Source organism: Actinoallomurus rhizosphaericola (genome assembly GCF_024055675.1).
In the GTDB taxonomy this organism is placed as follows: domain Bacteria; phylum Actinomycetota; class Actinomycetes; order Streptosporangiales; family Streptosporangiaceae; genus Actinoallomurus; species Actinoallomurus soli.
The window spans coordinates 41,615-56,009 of sequence record NZ_JAMXMW010000002.1 but is presented as its reverse complement, the minus strand read 5'-3'; the positions used below and the strand labels follow the sequence as shown (position 1 = coordinate 56,009).

16 protein-coding genes are annotated in these 14,395 nt (G+C 72.9%); 10 read left to right on the top strand and 6 right to left on the bottom strand.

All coding sequences use genetic code 11. The annotated features are described in order from the left end of the window. Positions 1–37: 37 nt before the first annotated feature. Entirely contained in the window at positions 38–781 is a 744-nt protein-coding gene (locus NE234_RS04165; RefSeq protein ID WP_252777491.1) for a glucose 1-dehydrogenase, read from the bottom strand. A 188-nt stretch (positions 782–969) separates the two neighbouring features. Here NE234_RS04165 and NE234_RS04160 point away from each other — a divergent pair, with 188 nt between their 5' ends. Genes NE234_RS04160 through NE234_RS04150 form a run of 3 tightly spaced genes read left to right on the top strand, consistent with a single transcriptional unit; the run spans position 970 to position 3,802 of the window. Next, positions 970–1,521 (top strand): RNA polymerase sigma factor, encoded by a 552-nt coding sequence (locus NE234_RS04160; protein ID WP_252777490.1) that lies wholly within the window; start codon positions 970–972, stop codon positions 1,519–1,521. Then, on the top strand, positions 1,521–2,504 hold the full coding sequence (locus tag NE234_RS04155; RefSeq protein WP_252777489.1) for a CU044_5270 family protein: 984 nt from the start codon (positions 1,521–1,523) through the stop codon (positions 2,502–2,504). The genes NE234_RS04160 and NE234_RS04155 overlap by 1 nt, the downstream gene beginning before the upstream one ends. A 44-nt stretch (positions 2,505–2,548) precedes the next feature. Beyond that, positions 2,549–3,802 (top strand): hypothetical protein, encoded by a 1,254-nt coding sequence (locus NE234_RS04150; RefSeq protein WP_252777488.1) that lies wholly within the window; start codon positions 2,549–2,551, stop codon positions 3,800–3,802. Between the two features lie 51 nt (positions 3,803–3,853). Here NE234_RS04150 and NE234_RS04145 read toward each other — a convergent pair whose 3' ends face one another. Together NE234_RS04145 and NE234_RS04140 are read right to left on the bottom strand one after the other, a co-directional pair. After that, complete coding sequence (locus tag NE234_RS04145; protein WP_252777487.1) at positions 3,854–4,366, bottom strand: hypothetical protein; 513 nt, start codon at positions 4,364–4,366, stop codon at positions 3,854–3,856. Between the two features lie 77 nt (positions 4,367–4,443). Next, complete coding sequence (locus tag NE234_RS04140; RefSeq protein ID WP_252777486.1) at positions 4,444–6,066, bottom strand: alkaline phosphatase PhoX; 1,623 nt, start codon at positions 6,064–6,066, stop codon at positions 4,444–4,446. A gap of 261 nt (positions 6,067–6,327) precedes the next feature. Here NE234_RS04140 and NE234_RS04135 point away from each other — a divergent pair, with 261 nt between their 5' ends. The 3 genes from NE234_RS04135 to NE234_RS04125 are packed head-to-tail and all read left to right on the top strand — an operon-like array spanning position 6,328 to position 8,800. Continuing rightward, positions 6,328–7,266, top strand: a complete 939-nt coding sequence (locus tag NE234_RS04135) for an HpcH/HpaI aldolase/citrate lyase family protein (RefSeq protein WP_252778156.1) — start codon at positions 6,328–6,330, stop codon at positions 7,264–7,266. 60 nt (positions 7,267–7,326) lie between these two features. Continuing rightward, positions 7,327–7,947 carry a DUF6758 family protein gene (locus NE234_RS04130; protein ID WP_256528305.1) on the top strand — a complete coding sequence of 207 codons (621 nt, stop codon included), beginning with the start codon at positions 7,327–7,329 and terminating at the stop codon, positions 7,945–7,947. 7 nt (positions 7,948–7,954) lie between these two features. After that, the gene (locus NE234_RS04125; RefSeq protein ID WP_252777484.1) at positions 7,955–8,800 is read left to right on the top strand and encodes a PHP domain-containing protein; all 846 of its coding nucleotides are present in this window, start codon (positions 7,955–7,957) and stop codon (positions 8,798–8,800) included. Between the two features lie 124 nt (positions 8,801–8,924). Here NE234_RS04125 and NE234_RS04120 read toward each other — a convergent pair whose 3' ends face one another. Further along, on the bottom strand, positions 8,925–9,539 hold the full coding sequence (locus NE234_RS04120) for a LysE family translocator (RefSeq protein ID WP_252777483.1): 615 nt from the start codon (positions 9,537–9,539) through the stop codon (positions 8,925–8,927). A gap of 190 nt (positions 9,540–9,729) precedes the next feature. Here NE234_RS04120 and NE234_RS04115 point away from each other — a divergent pair, with 190 nt between their 5' ends. From NE234_RS04115 to NE234_RS04105, 3 genes are all read left to right on the top strand, one after another. Then, the gene (locus tag NE234_RS04115; RefSeq protein WP_252777482.1) at positions 9,730–10,425 is read left to right on the top strand and encodes an MBL fold metallo-hydrolase; all 696 of its coding nucleotides are present in this window, start codon (positions 9,730–9,732) and stop codon (positions 10,423–10,425) included. A 4-nt stretch (positions 10,426–10,429) separates the two neighbouring features. Beyond that, positions 10,430–11,311: a RecB family exonuclease gene (locus NE234_RS04110; protein WP_252777481.1), complete on the top strand. Its 882-nt coding sequence runs from the start codon at positions 10,430–10,432 to the stop codon at positions 11,309–11,311. Positions 11,312–11,456: 145 nt separating this feature from the next. Then, a complete protein-coding gene (locus tag NE234_RS04105) occupies positions 11,457–11,978 on the top strand; it encodes a DinB family protein (protein WP_252777480.1) in 522 nt (173 codons plus the stop codon). A 53-nt stretch (positions 11,979–12,031) separates the two neighbouring features. Here the strand turns inward: NE234_RS04105 and NE234_RS04100 are convergent, their stop codons facing one another. Then, positions 12,032–12,910, bottom strand: a complete 879-nt coding sequence (locus NE234_RS04100) for a sigma-70 family RNA polymerase sigma factor (RefSeq protein WP_252777479.1) — start codon at positions 12,908–12,910, stop codon at positions 12,032–12,034. Positions 12,911–12,992: 82 nt separating this feature from the next. On the opposite strand from NE234_RS04100, the gene NE234_RS04095 reads away from it, so the two are divergent. Continuing rightward, complete coding sequence (locus NE234_RS04095; protein ID WP_252777478.1) at positions 12,993–13,442, top strand: carboxymuconolactone decarboxylase family protein; 450 nt, start codon at positions 12,993–12,995, stop codon at positions 13,440–13,442. 19 nt (positions 13,443–13,461) lie between these two features. On the opposite strand, the gene NE234_RS04090 is transcribed toward NE234_RS04095, so the two are convergent. Then, positions 13,462–14,358: an oxygenase MpaB family protein gene (locus tag NE234_RS04090; RefSeq protein ID WP_252777477.1), complete on the bottom strand. Its 897-nt coding sequence runs from the start codon at positions 14,356–14,358 to the stop codon at positions 13,462–13,464. Between the last annotated feature and the right edge of the window lie 37 nt (positions 14,359–14,395).

Here is a 14,395-nt window from a genome sequence, read left to right as displayed (position 1 = left end):
GAGATGAAGCGCGCAGGTCGGAGGGTTCCGGTCCCCGTCAGACCAGGCCTCCGGCGGCCCGGATGTTCTGGCCGGTCACCCAGCGGCCGTCCGGGCCGGCGAGGAACGCGACGACGTCGGCCACGTCCGACGGCTGCCCGAGCCGGCCGAGAGGGGTCATCGCGGCGACCCGCCGCAGGGCCTCGGCCGAATTCGTCCCGCGCAGCAGATCGGTGTCCGTCGCACCGGGCGACACCGTGTTGACGGTGATGCCGCGCCCCCCGAACTCCAGGGCCGCCACGGCGGTCAGCTGCTCCAGCGCGCCCTTGCTGACGATGTAGGGGGCGATGCCGGGCACCGGGCGAACGGTGTTGAGGCTGGAGATGTTGATGATCCGCCCGCCGTCGCGCATGTTCGTGGCGGCGTACCGGATGGTCGAGAAGGCCGACTTGACGTTGACGGTCATCACGCGGTCGAAGAGCTCCTCATCGATCTCCGCGATGGGCGTCGGCGTGAAGCTGAGCGCGGCGTTGTTCACGACGATGTCCAGGCCGCCCAGGTTCTGTTCGGCGATCATCATCAACCGCTCGGCCGCGCCCTCCTCGGCGAGGTCGAGCCGCACGCCGTGGGCGCTGCCGCCCGTCTCCTGGACCGCGCGCACCACCTCGTCCGCGGCGTCGCCGTTCCGCGCGTAGTTGAACACGACCACCGCTCCGTCGCGGGCCAGACGTTCCACGATCGCGCGGCCGATGCCTCGCGACCCTCCGGTGACGACGGCGGTCTTCCCCTTGAGCACGGCCACGAAATCCTCCCCGACAGTCGACTCCTGCGGCTCAATCTAGGAGCGATGGCGATCGATCGCCGTGGAATATGCGGGCTGCGAACGCGGCGGAAGGCTCTGGGCCGCCGTGAGCCGTGGGCGAGATGAAGAGGATCACGGCAGCGGGCGAGTACCGGATGACCGCACCCTCCGAAGGAAGCCGATGCCTGTTGAAACAGCAGACCGTTGCTCTCGATCGGGACGATCCCGAGTGGTTCACCGTCCTGTACGACCGGTACGCCGAGGACGTCCACCGGTACATCGCCGGACGCCTGGGGCGGGAGCACGCCGATGACCTGACCGCCGACGTGTTCCTGGTCGCGTTCCGCAAGAGGTCGTCGTTCGACCCGGCACGCGGTTCCCTCAAGCCCTGGCTGTTCGGGATCGCGACCAAGATCGTGTATCGGCATCGGCGGAGTGAGGGCCGCCGGCTGAAGGCGCTGGCCCGGATGAACGCCGAGCAGGCGACCGACGGCCATGAGGACCGTGTCACCGCCCGGGTGGCGGCCCAGCGGGCCGGGCCGCGACTGGTGAACGCCATCAGGGAACTGTCCCCGGCCGACCGGGACGTGCTGTTCCTGACCGCGCTGGGCGGACTCGGCTACCAGGAGGTCGCCGAGGCCCTCGGCATCCCCACCGGGACCGTCGGCTCCCGCCTCAACCGGGCCAGGCGAGAACTGCGCCGGGTCCTCGGCGATGTGAACCCCGCGAAGGAGAACTGATGGAGGAACTCGAGATCGTGAAGCAGATGTTCGCCGAGCCCCGGCCCGAGCCGTCGGTGATCGCCGCCGGCCGCGAACGGGTCGCCCGCGGTACGCGCCGCCGTACGCGGCGGGCCGCGCCGTTCTGGGCCGCCGGCGTCGCCCTGGGCGCGGCGGCGGCCACCGTCGCCGTGGTGGCCGTGGGGAGCGGCGGATCGGGCGACCCGGCCCCACGACCGTCGATCCGCCTGAGCGCCGCGCAGGAGGTGCTCTCCAGGGCCGCGAGCAGCGCGCAGCGAGAGCCGGCGCTGACCCCCCGGCCGGGCCAGTGGGTCTACTACCGGTTCGCCGGTTACGACCCCAAGCGGAAGGACCCGGTCTATCGCGGCGAGGGCTGGCAACGGCTCGACGGCCGGCAGGACGCGAGCCGGATCGGAGGGCGGATCGTCATCAGCGGCCCGACCGGCTCCGAGCCAGAGGTCTCCACGCCGCTGGGCGCGTGGCGCCGACTCGCCGGGCTGCCGACCGAGCCCCGGAAGATGCTGGCCGCACTGCGCGATCAGCCGGACCTGTCCCCGGACGGCGCCGCCTCGGCCGACGAGCGGGCGTTCGCGGGCGCCGCCGAACTGCTGTGGAACTCTCCGCTGGGAGCGCCCCCGAAGGTGCAGTCCGCTCTGTACCGGGCGCTGGCCACACTGCCTGGCGTCCGCGTCGACAGGGCTCCGGACGCCGTCGGGGAGCCCGCGGTCGGGCTGTCCCTGCCCCACACGGAGGAGATCCTCTTCGATCCGCAGACCTATCGGTACCTGGGCGGGCGGACGGTGAGCGACGGCGTCCAGAAGAAGCGCCCGCAGTCGCCGGCGGGACTGTCCCCGGCCAAGCGCAGGGCCTGGGACGCGTGGGCCGGTGATCCGGCCAACTACCGCGTTCCGCCGGCCGGAGCCCTGGTGAGTTCACGGCTCCGCCCTGTCGTGAAGCTCGTCGACCGGCCGGGAAGCCGGTAGCGGGTCGCGAGAGCGCACCGACCACCTACGAGAGAGGAATCCGCATGTCCATTCGACGGAACGCCGTGGGCGTCATGGCGATCGTGGCGGCCGCGCTGACGGCGGTCGTACCGGTCGCGTCGGGCGACCCGCTGAGAGACGCCGCGGCGGCCGGAGCGGCGTCCCCGGCGGCCGCGGCGACGACCGCACCGCAATGGCGGCTCGACGACGTACCGGTCCAGGGCCGGGCCAACCTGGTCGGTGTCACGGCGGTGAACCGTGACGACGCGTGGGCCGTCGGTTTCACCGTCACCGGCAAGGCGGCTCCCGCCGAGGCGACGAAGCCGTCCGCCGTCACCGGCCGGACGCGGGCCGTCCTCCAGGCGGACCAGTGCGATGACCACGGTCTTCCGTCGCTGGCCCTGCACTGGGACGGCGCGGCATGGAGTCAGGCGCCGGTCCCCGACCTGGGACGCCTCACCTCGGTCAGCGCGTCGGGACCGGCGAACGTGTGGGCGACGGGGGACTGCGGCGTGCTGCACTGGGACGGCCGGACCTGGGCGCGGACATCGCCTGTCGCGATCCCGGGCACGGACGGCTCCTCCTTCACCGGGATCAAGGCCGTCGGCGCGGACGACGTCTGGCTGTCCGGATCGGCGTGGGACGGCACGACGGGGAACACTCACGGCTTCGTCCAGCACTGGGACGGCTCACGGTGGCGGCTCGTCCCGCTTCCCCCGCTCGGCGACGAGTACGACATCGGTGGCCTCGACGCGCGTGGATCCCAGGACGTCTGGGTCGCGGGCACGGACTCCACCGGCTATGAGACCCACGCCGAGCGGCTCCTGCTCCTGCACTGGAACGGCCACGGCTGGAGACGTTTCTCCGAGCCCGCGAACACCATGTGGCGCAAACACGTGGTCCGTGTCCGTGTGGTCGCCGGCGACGACGTGTGGCTCGCCGTCGTAGGCCAGCGCGTCCCGGACGGGAACGACATCCGCCGTCCGCTGGTCCTGCACTGGAATGGCGCCGCGTGGGCCGACACCCACGCACCGGAGGAACGCGGCGACCTGTTCGACGTCGCGGCCGACGGTCGTACGGTCCTGGCGGCCGGCGACACCTGGTCGCCGCTGGACACCGAGTACGAGGCCTACGCGCGGCGCTGGACCGGCGACGGCTGGACACCCGCGCCGCTCCCCGTGCCGGGCCGGGCGTCCATCACGGCGCTGTCGCCCATTCCGGGCGGCGGGATGTGGGCGGTGGGCGCGACCGGCGATGAGGACACCATGCGGCCGTTCATCGCCCGCTCCGGGTACTGACGTTCCACCCGCCCGGCCCCGCGAATCGCCGGACCCGCCCTGGAGACGCCGTCAGCGGTCGGAGGGGCGGCGGCGGCCGCCGACCATGAACGGCGGCCTGCCCACGGAGGTCGCGGGGCTGGGCACCGGGCGTACGGCGGCGTAGTCGGCGGGCATCTCCCCGGGCGCCTCGGTGACCTCGCCGGTCGGCGTCAGCCGCATGACGTACGCCTCGTTCGCCCAGCGCTCGGTCTGCGCCTCGCCGTCCGGGGCGTTCAGGCGCTCCTTGGCCAGCAGCGGGACCACCGCCTCCCACTCCTCCGAGTACGGCTTGGCCTCGCTGACCGCGGCGACCCAGGAGACGACGCGGCCGCCCTTGTCCTTGCTGCGGACGGTGACGGTGACGCGCTCGGCCTCCGGCAGCCCCGGCAGCGGCTGCTCGATGCCGCCGGTCACGACGTACGCCGCCCCGTCGTGCCAGAGGTGCCAGGCGGCGCGCGGCTGGGGGAGGTCGGGCAGGGTCAGCCAGATCAGCCCCGACCGCCGGGTGGCCTCTTCGACGAGCGCGTTCGCGGAATCGCTCATGAATCCCACCTTTTCACGGCGGACGCGCGGCGCGGGACCCGCCGCCGGCGGGCCCCGCGCACTGGGACCGTCGCGGATCAGTCCTGAGTGATCTCCCAGGTGGTGTTGTCGCCGTGCTGCTGGGTCCAGAAGATCCGCCAGTCGCCGTGGAACGGCCGGGGCCTGTTCTCCCCGAGGAGCCCGGCGACGGTCGGGTCGCCGTCGGAGACGTGGATCCCGGTGATCTCGTTGTCGCCGTCGTTCTGGAAGCCGTTGCCCAGGGCCGACCAGGCCGAGTCGATCGTCGCCGACGGGTCGCGGCCCTCCGCCAGGAACCGTACGGGCTGCCGGCCCTTCGCGTAGTCGGCGTTCAGGTCGAAGAGGTACGCCGAGTCGAACGCCCCGCGCTGGGAGTGCAACGTGTCACCGGCGTCCTCGACCGCGGCCACGTGGTCCCGGTCGACGAACGCGATGTTGTCCAGGCCGGTGTGCTCCTGGTCGCCGTTGTAGAAGATCGTCAGCTTGCCCTGGTCGGCGGCCGGGTCGGTCTGGGTGAGCCGATAGATCCCGCCCCAGCCGCCGTACGCGCCGTTGGCCTTGCTCGTCGCGTTCGTGTCACCGGTCTCGGTGAAGAAGAACTCGCGGAAGTCGGCGCCCGGGCGGAACACGCCGTTCTCCGGCCGCTTGAACGGTGTCGCCTTCGCCGCCTTGGCCAGGGCGTTCGCGTCGAACGGGGTGCTCGAGGCGTCACCGTGGTGGAGCGCCACCCAGCGGGTCTCGAAGACGGTCCCGTAGGTGTGCAGGTCCTTGGTGTCGTCGGAGAACACCGCGCCGGTCGGGTGCGTCGCGTCGACGGGCGTGAAGCCGATCGGCTGCCCGGTGCGCCGGGAGATCACCTGGAGGACCTGCAGCGTGCCGCCCTTGGTCAGGTCGCTCTTGTCCGTGGGCACGAAACGGTAGACGAAGCTGTTGGGCAGCTTGGCGGAGGTTCCCGAGGGGGTCGCGCCACCGGCGTCCTCGACGATCCACAGGTTCCCGGCCGGGTCGGTCTGGATGCCCTCGTACCCGCCGCGCCCGAGGAGGTTCGAGATGTCCTGCACCTTGGCGCCGACGTCGGGGTCGCTCTGCCAGACGCCGCCGTTCGTGCCCTCCTCGGAGGTCAGCAGCAACTTCTTGGCGAACGGGTTCCACGTCGACCCGTCGAAGGCGGGCAACTCCGCGCCGTCGGTGGTCTTCGTGGCCAGCAGCGTCACCCGGTGCGCGGCGTCCGCGTCCAGGTTGATCCGGGTGATGTAGCCGGGGCCGTGCTCATGCCCCTGGAACAGGAAGTGCGTGCCGTAGTCGTACTTCGGGTCGGCGCCGTGCAGGCCGCGGAGCCGCAGGTAGGTGTTCTTGTCCGGCTCGGACTTGGTGGCCTCGACGTTGTGGCCGGAGGACTGCGTGGCGCCGGGCTGCGGCAGTAGCGGGCCGTCCGCGTGGTAGCCGTAGTACGCCGCGTCCCCGGCCGGGTTCTCCAGCCGGTTCGAGCCCTGCGCCACGGCGCGCTCCGCCAGTCCCGGCGAGAGCGCGTTCGGCGCGGTCACCCCGGTCGCCTTGGCGGTCGCGGGCACCGACGCCCAGCGGTCGACGCCCCCCGAGGCGTCCGCCGCGCCCGCGCCGAGCGCCACGAGGACGCTGAGGACCGCCCCGGTCGTGACCACGCGCCTTGCGTTGTGCTTCATCGTCCTTCTCCATCCCGCTCCCCGGAAGGTGGGGGCGGGATGGAGAAAACCCGTGACCGGCGTCAACGCCGTGGCGGCAGGGTGTCCTACCGGTGAAACCGGTGGGCCCCCCGCCTTTCTGACGGCCCGCGAGAGGTCTGGTAAGGCGCTCTCCCGGCGCGGTGGTGGAGCGCGCCGCCGCGGAGCCGGGCCGGGCGAGCGGGAACGGGGTGAGCCCGCCGGCCGGCGAGCGGCGGGCCGATACCATCCGGGAGCATGCCGATGCGCGCCCGACGGAGCACCCTCGCCGTACCCGCCAGCAATCCGCGGTTCATCGAGAAGGCACGGGGGCTGCCGGTCGACGAGTTCTTCCTCGACCTGGAGGACGCCGTCGCGCCGTCGGCCAAGGCGGAGGCCCGCGCGAACGCCGTGGCCGCGCTCCGCGACGGCGGCTGGGAGGACAAGGTCCGCGTCGTCCGGATCAACGACGCGACGACCGGGTTCGCCTACCGCGACGTGGTCGAGGTGGTGGAGGGCGCGGGGGCCGACCTCGACTGCCTGATGCTGCCGAAGGTCACCGCGCCCGGCGACGTCGTCTGGCTGGACGTGCTGCTGACCCAGATCGAGCGGGCGACCGGCCTGCCGGCCGGCCGGATCGGGATCGAGGCGCAGATCGAGGACGCGCGGGGGCTCACCCGCATCGACGAGATCGCCGCCGCGTCGCCCCGCCTGGAGGCGCTGATCTTCGGACCGGGCGACCTCATGGCCTCGCTCAACATGAAGACGCTGGTCGTGGGCGAGCAGCCGCCCGGCTACACCGAGGGCGACGCGTACCACCACATCCTGATGCGCATCCTCATCGCCGCCCGGGCACGTGACCTGCAGGCCATCGACGGGCCGTACTTCAACGTCCGTGACGTGGAGGCCTTCACGCGGGCCGCGCGGCGCAGCGCCGCGCTCGGCTTCGACGGCAAGTGGGTGCTGCACCCCGCCCAGGTGGAGGCCTGCAACGAGGTGTTCTCCCCGTCCCAGGACGACTACGACCACGCCGAACTGATCCTCGACGCGTACGACCACGCGACCCGGGTCCAGGGGCGGGGCGCGGCGATGCTCGGCGACGAGATGATCGACGAGGCGTCCCGGAAGATGGCCCTGGTGATCGCCGCGAAGGGCCGTGCCGCCGGCCTGCGGCGCACGAAGGAGTTCACGCCCCCCGAGTAGTCTTTTTAGGACATCCGGAAACCGTGACCGGCCCCTCTCGGAGCGGGAGCGTGAGGGAACATGAGGGCCGCGCCCATCTGCCCGCGGTGCCGCGGGCCGGTGACCCCGCCGAACGCCTGGTCCAGCGCCTGGACCTGCGCGGTGCACGGTGAGGTGTGCCCCATGCGGCCGCCCCGGCGGCCCTGCCCGGAGGGACTCCAGGTCGTCCGCGACCAGGCCCGGGTCCCGGTCTGGGTCCTGTGGCCCCTGCCGCTCGGCTGGCTCGTCACCGGCTTCGCCGACGTCGGCGACGACCGCAGCGGAGGCCGGGCCGTCGCGGTCGCGCTGTCCGGCCCGTCGCCGGTCGGCGGCCCCGCCGACCTCGTCCTCGTCGCCGAGGAGCCCGGCATCGGCCTCGGCGCGTCGTACGCCGGCCTGCCCGGCCCCGACCCCGGACACGGGTTCGGGACCTCGACGCCCGCCGCCAAGGTGCACATCGACGGGCATCCGCTGCCGCTGTGGGCCGTGCCCGGCGCCGACACGGCGGCGTTCGCCGGCGAGGCGCTCGGCAACTGGCTGTGGGCCGTGCTCTGGCCCGCCCCGGCCGGCGCGCTGATGCTGGAGGATCTGCGCCTCAGCGACCTGCGCGAGGTCGACCTCGACCTGCCGTACGGGGCGGCGTCCCCCCGGCTGGGTGCATGATCGGACCGTGCGCATCGACCTGCACTCCCACAGCTCCGTCTCGGACGGCACCCAGCCGCCCGCGGACGTCGTCCGCCGCGCCCACGCCGCGGGCGTCGACGTCCTGGCCCTCACCGACCACGACACCGTCGCCGGCCACCCCGAGGCCGTACGCGCGCTGCCGCCCGGAATGACCATCATCCGCGGCATGGAACTGTCCTGCCGCCTCGGCGGGCGCAGCCTCCACCTGCTGGCCTACCTGTTCGACCCGGACGAGCCCCGGCTGGCGGCCGAGCGCAGGCGCATCCGCGACGACCGCGCCCACCGGGCGCGCGGCATGGTCGAGCGCCTCGGCCGGCTCGGCACGCCCGTCACCTGGGAGCTGGTCCAGCGGATCACCGGGGACTCGGTCCCCGGCCGGCCGCACATCGCCCGTGCCATGGTCGAGGCCGGAGTGGTGCCGAGCGTGCAGGAGGCGTTCACGCGGGAGTGGATCGGCACGGGCGGCCGCGCGTACGTCGACCGGTACGCCCTGGACGCCGTCGTCGCGGTGGGGCTGGTCCGCGCGGCCGGCGGCGTGCCCGTGCTGGCGCACCCCCGCGCGGCCCGGGGCGGCTATGTGTTCACCGACGAGGAGATCGCGCTGCTCGCCCGCGCCGGTCTCGCCGGCGTCGAGGCCGACCACCCGGACCACGCCGCGGCGGACCGCGCCCGCCTGTGGGGGCTGGCGGCGGACCTGGGCCTGTTCACGACCGGCGCGAGCGACGACCACGGCGCCCTCACCGGTCACCGCCTCGGCGCCGAGACCACGGCCCCGGAGGCCTACGAGGCGCTTCTGTCCCAGGCCACCGGCGCAGACCGGCCCGCGTCGTAGAACGCTGACCGGGGCCCCGTTGAGGGCCGCGCGGCGCGGCCCCTTCGGGACCCTGATAAGCGGCCCCTTGGGGACCCCTGATGACTGGCGGTCACTGCGGATAGGGGGCAGTGGATGCCAGGGATCAGCCTGTGGAACGGGTCAGCATCAGCCCCGCCAGGGCCACGAAGACGACTCCGGACAGGGCGGTGAAGGCGCCCTGTCCGCGGTGGCCGATGCGGCGGCCCGAGCGGGCCACCGCCAGGGCGATGACCGCCTCCAGTCCGGACGCCACCACGAACCAGGTCACGGTGAAGGCCACCAGGCCGGCGGAGCCGGCGAGGTGCTCGGCGCGGAGCATGGCGGGCGTGCCGGTGGCCAGCCAGAACGTCCACGTCAGCGGGTTGGCGAGGTTCCCGACCACGCCCTTCCAGAACGCCCATCCCTCGGCGCGCGGGGCCGTCTCCGCGCGCCACAGGCGTACGGCGTCCCGTACGGCGCCGACGGCCAGCCAGAGGAAGAACGCCGCGCCGGCCAGTCCCACCCAGAACGCCGCCCGGGCGACGGCCGCGATGACCCAGGCGAAGGCCAGCGCCGGCAGGAGAAGGACGACGTCGGCGGTCGCGGAGCCGAGGATCACGCGGAACGCGGCGCCGAAGCCGCGCGTCGCGGCCTCGTTCAGGATGGTGACGAAGATGGGGCCCACGGACAGGGCCGCGCCGACGCCGAGCAGCACACCGAGCCAGATCACCTCGCCCATCGGCGGTCCTCGCCTGATTCGTGCACTGATCGGCTCCTTCGCGACGGATGTTCGATGCGGAGGTTAGAGGGGCCCTGTTTCACGCGTGTTTCGCCGGGCCGATCCCGTCGGGCGTGGTCCGGCGGCGGCCTCGCGTACGGATCGGGCCGCGCGCTGCGCGTCAGGGGTGGGAAGTCGGTAAGGTTCCGGTGTGGACGCGCGTATCGACAAAGTGGTGACGTCGGGCAAGGTCACGGTCGACGACACCGAATACGACATCGAGAGCAACACCTACATCGTCGGGGACGACGACGCGGTGATCGTGATCGACCCCGCCAACGACCCCGAGGCGATCCTCAAGGAGATCGGCGAGCGCGAGGTGATGGCCGTCATCTGCACCGACGGCCGCGATCACCATCTCGGCGCGGTCCTGGAGATCGCCGAGGCCGACGAGGACGACCCGGCGCCGATCGGGCTGCACTCGCGGGACCGTCTCCTGTGGCGTCAGTACTTCCGCGCCCTCGCCAAGCGGGACGAGGACTCGGAGTTCATGAAGGACCTCACGCCGGACATCGACATCGAGGACGGCGGCGTCTTCGAGATCGGCGGCGCGCAGCTGGAGGTCATGCACACGCCCGGGCACACGCCCGGCAGCATCTGCCTCTACAGCGAGCAGCTCGGTGTGCTGTTCTCCGGCGACACCCTGCACAAGGGGCGGCCGGGCCTGGTCGGGGAGGAGTACCACGACCTGCAGGACCAGCTGAACTCCATCGGGTCGCTGCTCGGCCCGCTGCCCAAGGACACGCGGGTGCTGCCCGGCCAGGGCGAGGAGACCACGGTCGGCGACGAGGACGCCCAGTGGGAGAGCTGGTTCGCGCTCGCGCAGGAGCCGAGCACCGAGGACTGACGCGATGGCGGCCGAGCAGCTCGGATTCGAGGGGATGCCGAGGCGGCTCTACCCGTGCACGCCCTCACGGCTGAACACCTGGCTGGACTGTCCGCGCCGCTACCGGATGACCTACCTCGACCGGCCGAAGCCGGAGAAGGGTCCGCCGTGGGCGCACAACAGCGTCGGGGCCAGCGTCCACAACGCCCTGGCCGGCTGGTGGCGGCTGCCCATCGAGGAGCGCACCACGGAGGCCGCCGGTCGGCTGCTCGACGCGGGCTGGCTGACCGACGGCTTCCGTGACGACGCTCAGTCCGCCGAGTGGCGCCACCGTGCCCGGGAGATGGTCCTGCGCTACACCGCCGGGCTCGACCCGGAGGACGAGCCGGTCGGCGTCGAGCGCACGGTCTCGATGAAGACCCACCTGATCACCGTCCAGGGGCGGGTCGACCGGCTGGACCGGCGCGGCGACGAGCTCGTGGTCGTCGACTACAAGACCGGCCGCCGGCCGCTCACCTCCGACGACGCCCGCGCGTCCCTGGCCCTCGCGCTGTACGCCGCCGCAGCCCATCGGATGATGCGGACCCGGTGCCGCCTCGTCGAGCTCCATCACCTGCCGACCGGGGAGGTCGCGGTCTGGGAGCACACCGACGACTCCCTCGACCGTCACCTTCGCCGCGCCGAGCAGATCGCCGAGGAGTGCGGCGAGGCGGACGAGTGGTACCGCGCCCACGCGCGTCCGGTGGACGCCCAGGTCCTGCCGCCGGAGCGCCGCCACGCGCTCTTCGACGAGCGGTTCCCTCCGCGGCCCGGCGTGCTCTGCGCCTGGTGCGACTACGCGCGCCACTGCCCGGAGGGCCGCGCCGCCGCCCCCGCCCGCGATCCCTGGTCCGCTCTCGCGGACTGAGGATCGGCCGCTGGCCGCGATCCGCCCGGTAAAGAAGTGGTGGGCGCGGCGCCGACCCGGAATGCTCGGGCCCATGACGAACTCCGCGGAACGACCTGTCGACGACACGGGCGACCGGCCTGTCCGTCGTTTCGGATGGTCGGACATGTTCCTTCACCCGGACGAGGATCCCCGGACGGACGGTTCGTTCGACGGGGAGCGTGCCACACTCATCGGCTACCTGCGTGACCAGCGCCTCACACTCCAGCTGAAGTGCGCCGATCTCGACGCCGCCGCCCTGGCCCGCCGCGCGGTGCCGCCCTCGAACCTGTCACTGCTCGGCCTGGTGCGCCACCTGGCGGACGTCGAGCGAGGGTGGTTCCGGCGGGTGATGGCCGGGCAGGACGCGCCGCCGCACTATCGCTCCGAGGCGGACCGCGACGGCGCCTTCAACGGCGCGGTCGCGGACCCGGAGGTCGTCGCGGAGGCGTGGCGTACCTGGCGGGACGAGGTGGCGTTCGCCGAGCGGTTCGTGGAGGAGGCGCCCGACCTCGGCGTCACCGGCATCACGGGCAACGGGACGATCGCCCTGCGCGAGCTGCTGGTGCACATGATCGAGGAGTACGCCCGGCACAACGGCCACGCCGACCTCCTGCGCGAGCGCGTCGACGGCCGAGTCGGCCAGTAGCCGCTCGGCGGTGGCAGGCCGCCGCTGCCGGGCCGGCGGCCAGGCCCGGCGGCTCACTCCGGCTCCGGAAGGTCCATCGACGCGAGCCGGGCCGGGTCGGTCACGATCCTGATGCCGGCGATCCGGCCGCCGACGACGGTGAAGGCGATGGCCGCCAGCGGGACGCCGTCCTCGCGCCATGCCACGACCCCGGGCAGGCCGCCCACGAGCACCGCCTGCCCTCCCGCGGCCGCGCCGGCGGACCGCCGCGCGCCGGCGGCGACCTCGGTGGCGCCGAGGACGACGACCTCGCCGTCGGGGGTCTCGGCGGTCAGCCTCACCCCGGGGTCGAGGAGGCGCAGCAACCCCTCGAAGTCGCCGTCGCGGGCCGCTGCCAGGAACGCCTGGACCACCTCTCGCTGCTCACGCCCGACGACCGCCGGCCGTTCGGTGGCCCGTACCTTCCGCCGGGCGCGGCTGGCGAGCATCTTGGCGGCGTCGCCGGACCTGCCGAGGATCCGGCCGATCTCGTCGAACGGCACCGCGAACAGGTCGTGCAGGGCGAACGCCAGCCGCTCGCTGGGCCCCAGCGAGTCGAGGACGACGAGGAGGGCGAGCCCGACCGAGTCGGTGAGCGCCACGTCGTCCTCCGGCACGGGGCCGCCGTCGACCGTCCTCGCGAGTTCGGGCAGCCGGTCGTCGTAGGAGGCCTCGGGACGCGCCTGACGCGTTCGCAGAACGTCGAGGCTGATCCGGCCGACCACGGTGGTCAGCCAGCCGGTGAGGTTGTGGATGGTCGCCGTGTCCTGGCGAGAGAGCCGCAGCCAGGCCTCCTGAACCGCGTCCTCGGCGTCGGCGTGCGACCCGAGCATGCGGTACGCGACCGCGCGCAGCCGGTCGCGCTGGGCCTCGAACGCCTCGGCGACCGGATCCGTCGGGCTGGTGTCGGGCATGTCGTTACCTTCCTCGGATCTGCTCCGTCATTGGAATGACGGGCCCGAACGGGCCCAGGTAACCGATGAAGGAGCAGGACCGATGGAAGCACGCATGAAGAGCCGGTCGAACCCCGACGTGAACACCGCGATCCAGCACCTCTACAAGGCCATCCACGCCGGTGGCGTCGACCCGCTCCTGCTGTCCCTGGTCCACCTGCGGGCCAGCCAGATCAACGGCTGCAGCCCGTGCGTGTTCGGCGCGGTCGAGACGGCGAAGAAGCAGGGGGAGAGCGAGGAGCGGCTGCACGGCGTGGCGGCGTGGCGCGAGACGCCCTTCTTCACCGAGGAGGAGCGGGCGGCGCTCGCGCTGGCCGAGGCCGCCACCCGGCTCCAGGACGGCGCGCCGGGAGTGACCGACGAGATCTGGGACGCCGCCGCCGCCCACTTCGATGAGCGGCAGCTGTCCGCGATCATCATGGAGGTCGCGCTGACCAACTTCTTCAACCGGATCAACCGGACGATCCGGGAGCAGGCCGGCAAGACCTGGTAGTGGTCGGCGGCGCGGAGGCTCAGGCGGCGGCCTGCGGCCAGCGGCGGGGGTCGCGCAGGCCCTGCAGGCCCCTGCCGAGGTCGTAGCCCTCGGCCGCGAGCCGCTGCCGGGCCCCCTCGAGCATGTCCTTGGTCGCCTGCTGGAACGTCAGGTCGTGGACCTTCTCCGGAAGAGCGTTCGCCGCCAGACGGAACGACCTGAGCGCCGCCGTCACGACCGGCCCCGGCATCTCGGGCAGGATCCCGTACATCCGCCGGGCCCATCGGGGCAGGGAGTAGTAGCACAGCGCGCCGAACGGCACGTACATCGGCTTGCCGGCCGACAGCCACCGCATCTCCTCGGGCAGCCTCGGCCACAGCAGGAACCGCACGGTCGAGCGGGCCTCCGGCGTGACCTTCAGCCGCGGGCGCATCTCCGCGAAGAAGGCGTCCATCTCCGCCAGGCTGCCCGGGACGTCCTCCTCGTGCAGGCCGACGTAGGTGGCGCTGCGGCGCTGCTCGGCGAGGTAACGGTCGGCCTGCCGGTCGGTGAGCCGCAGCCCGGAGCGGCGCGCGACCTCCAGGTAGGAGGAGACCTCCGCGCAGTGCACCCACAGCAGCAGTTCGGGGTCGTCGACGCGGTGGACGCGCCCGGTGTCCGGGTCCTTGATCCGCAACGCCCGGTGGATGTCCCTGACCCGGCGGCCGATGCGGTCGGCCTCTTCGGGCGTCCCCCAGGTCACCACGCCGACGAAGTCGGCCGTGCGCTGCAGCCGGCCGATCGGGTCCTCCTGGAAGTTGGAGTTCTGCCAGACGCCGCGCATGGCGAGCGGGTGCAGCGCCTGCAACATGAGACCGCGGACCCCGCCGACCCACATCGACCGGTCGATGTGGACCTGCCAGGTCACGCTCTGGGGAGGCTGGACGGTCGCTTCCATGCCGTCATGGTAAGTGTTCGATTACATGAGACGCCAG

Bases quoted from the DNA above. Each gene is read 5' to 3' on its own strand.
- NE234_RS04155 (WP_252777489.1), top strand. From the start codon at position 1,521: ATGGAGGAACTCGAGATCGTGAAGCAGATGTTCGCCGAGCCCCGGCCC.
- NE234_RS04150 (WP_252777488.1), top strand. From the start codon at position 2,549: ATGTCCATTCGACGGAACGCCGTGGGCGTCATGGCGATCGTGGCGGCC.
- NE234_RS04145 (WP_252777487.1), bottom strand. From the start codon at position 4,366: ATGAGCGATTCCGCGAACGCGCTCGTCGAAGAGGCCACCCGGCGGTCG.
- NE234_RS04140 (WP_252777486.1), bottom strand. From the start codon at position 6,066: ATGAAGCACAACGCAAGGCGCGTGGTCACGACCGGGGCGGTCCTCAGC.
- NE234_RS04135 (WP_252778156.1), top strand. From the start codon at position 6,328: ATGCGCGCCCGACGGAGCACCCTCGCCGTACCCGCCAGCAATCCGCGG.
- NE234_RS04130 (WP_256528305.1), top strand. From the start codon at position 7,327: ATGAGGGCCGCGCCCATCTGCCCGCGGTGCCGCGGGCCGGTGACCCCG.
- NE234_RS04120 (WP_252777483.1), bottom strand. From the start codon at position 9,539: ATGGGCGAGGTGATCTGGCTCGGTGTGCTGCTCGGCGTCGGCGCGGCC.
- NE234_RS04110 (WP_252777481.1), top strand. From the start codon at position 10,430: ATGGCGGCCGAGCAGCTCGGATTCGAGGGGATGCCGAGGCGGCTCTAC.
- NE234_RS04105 (WP_252777480.1), top strand. From the start codon at position 11,457: ATGTTCCTTCACCCGGACGAGGATCCCCGGACGGACGGTTCGTTCGAC.
- NE234_RS04100 (WP_252777479.1), bottom strand. From the start codon at position 12,910: ATGCCCGACACCAGCCCGACGGATCCGGTCGCCGAGGCGTTCGAGGCC.
- NE234_RS04095 (WP_252777478.1), top strand. From the start codon at position 12,993: ATGGAAGCACGCATGAAGAGCCGGTCGAACCCCGACGTGAACACCGCG.
- NE234_RS04090 (WP_252777477.1), bottom strand. From the start codon at position 14,358: ATGGAAGCGACCGTCCAGCCTCCCCAGAGCGTGACCTGGCAGGTCCAC.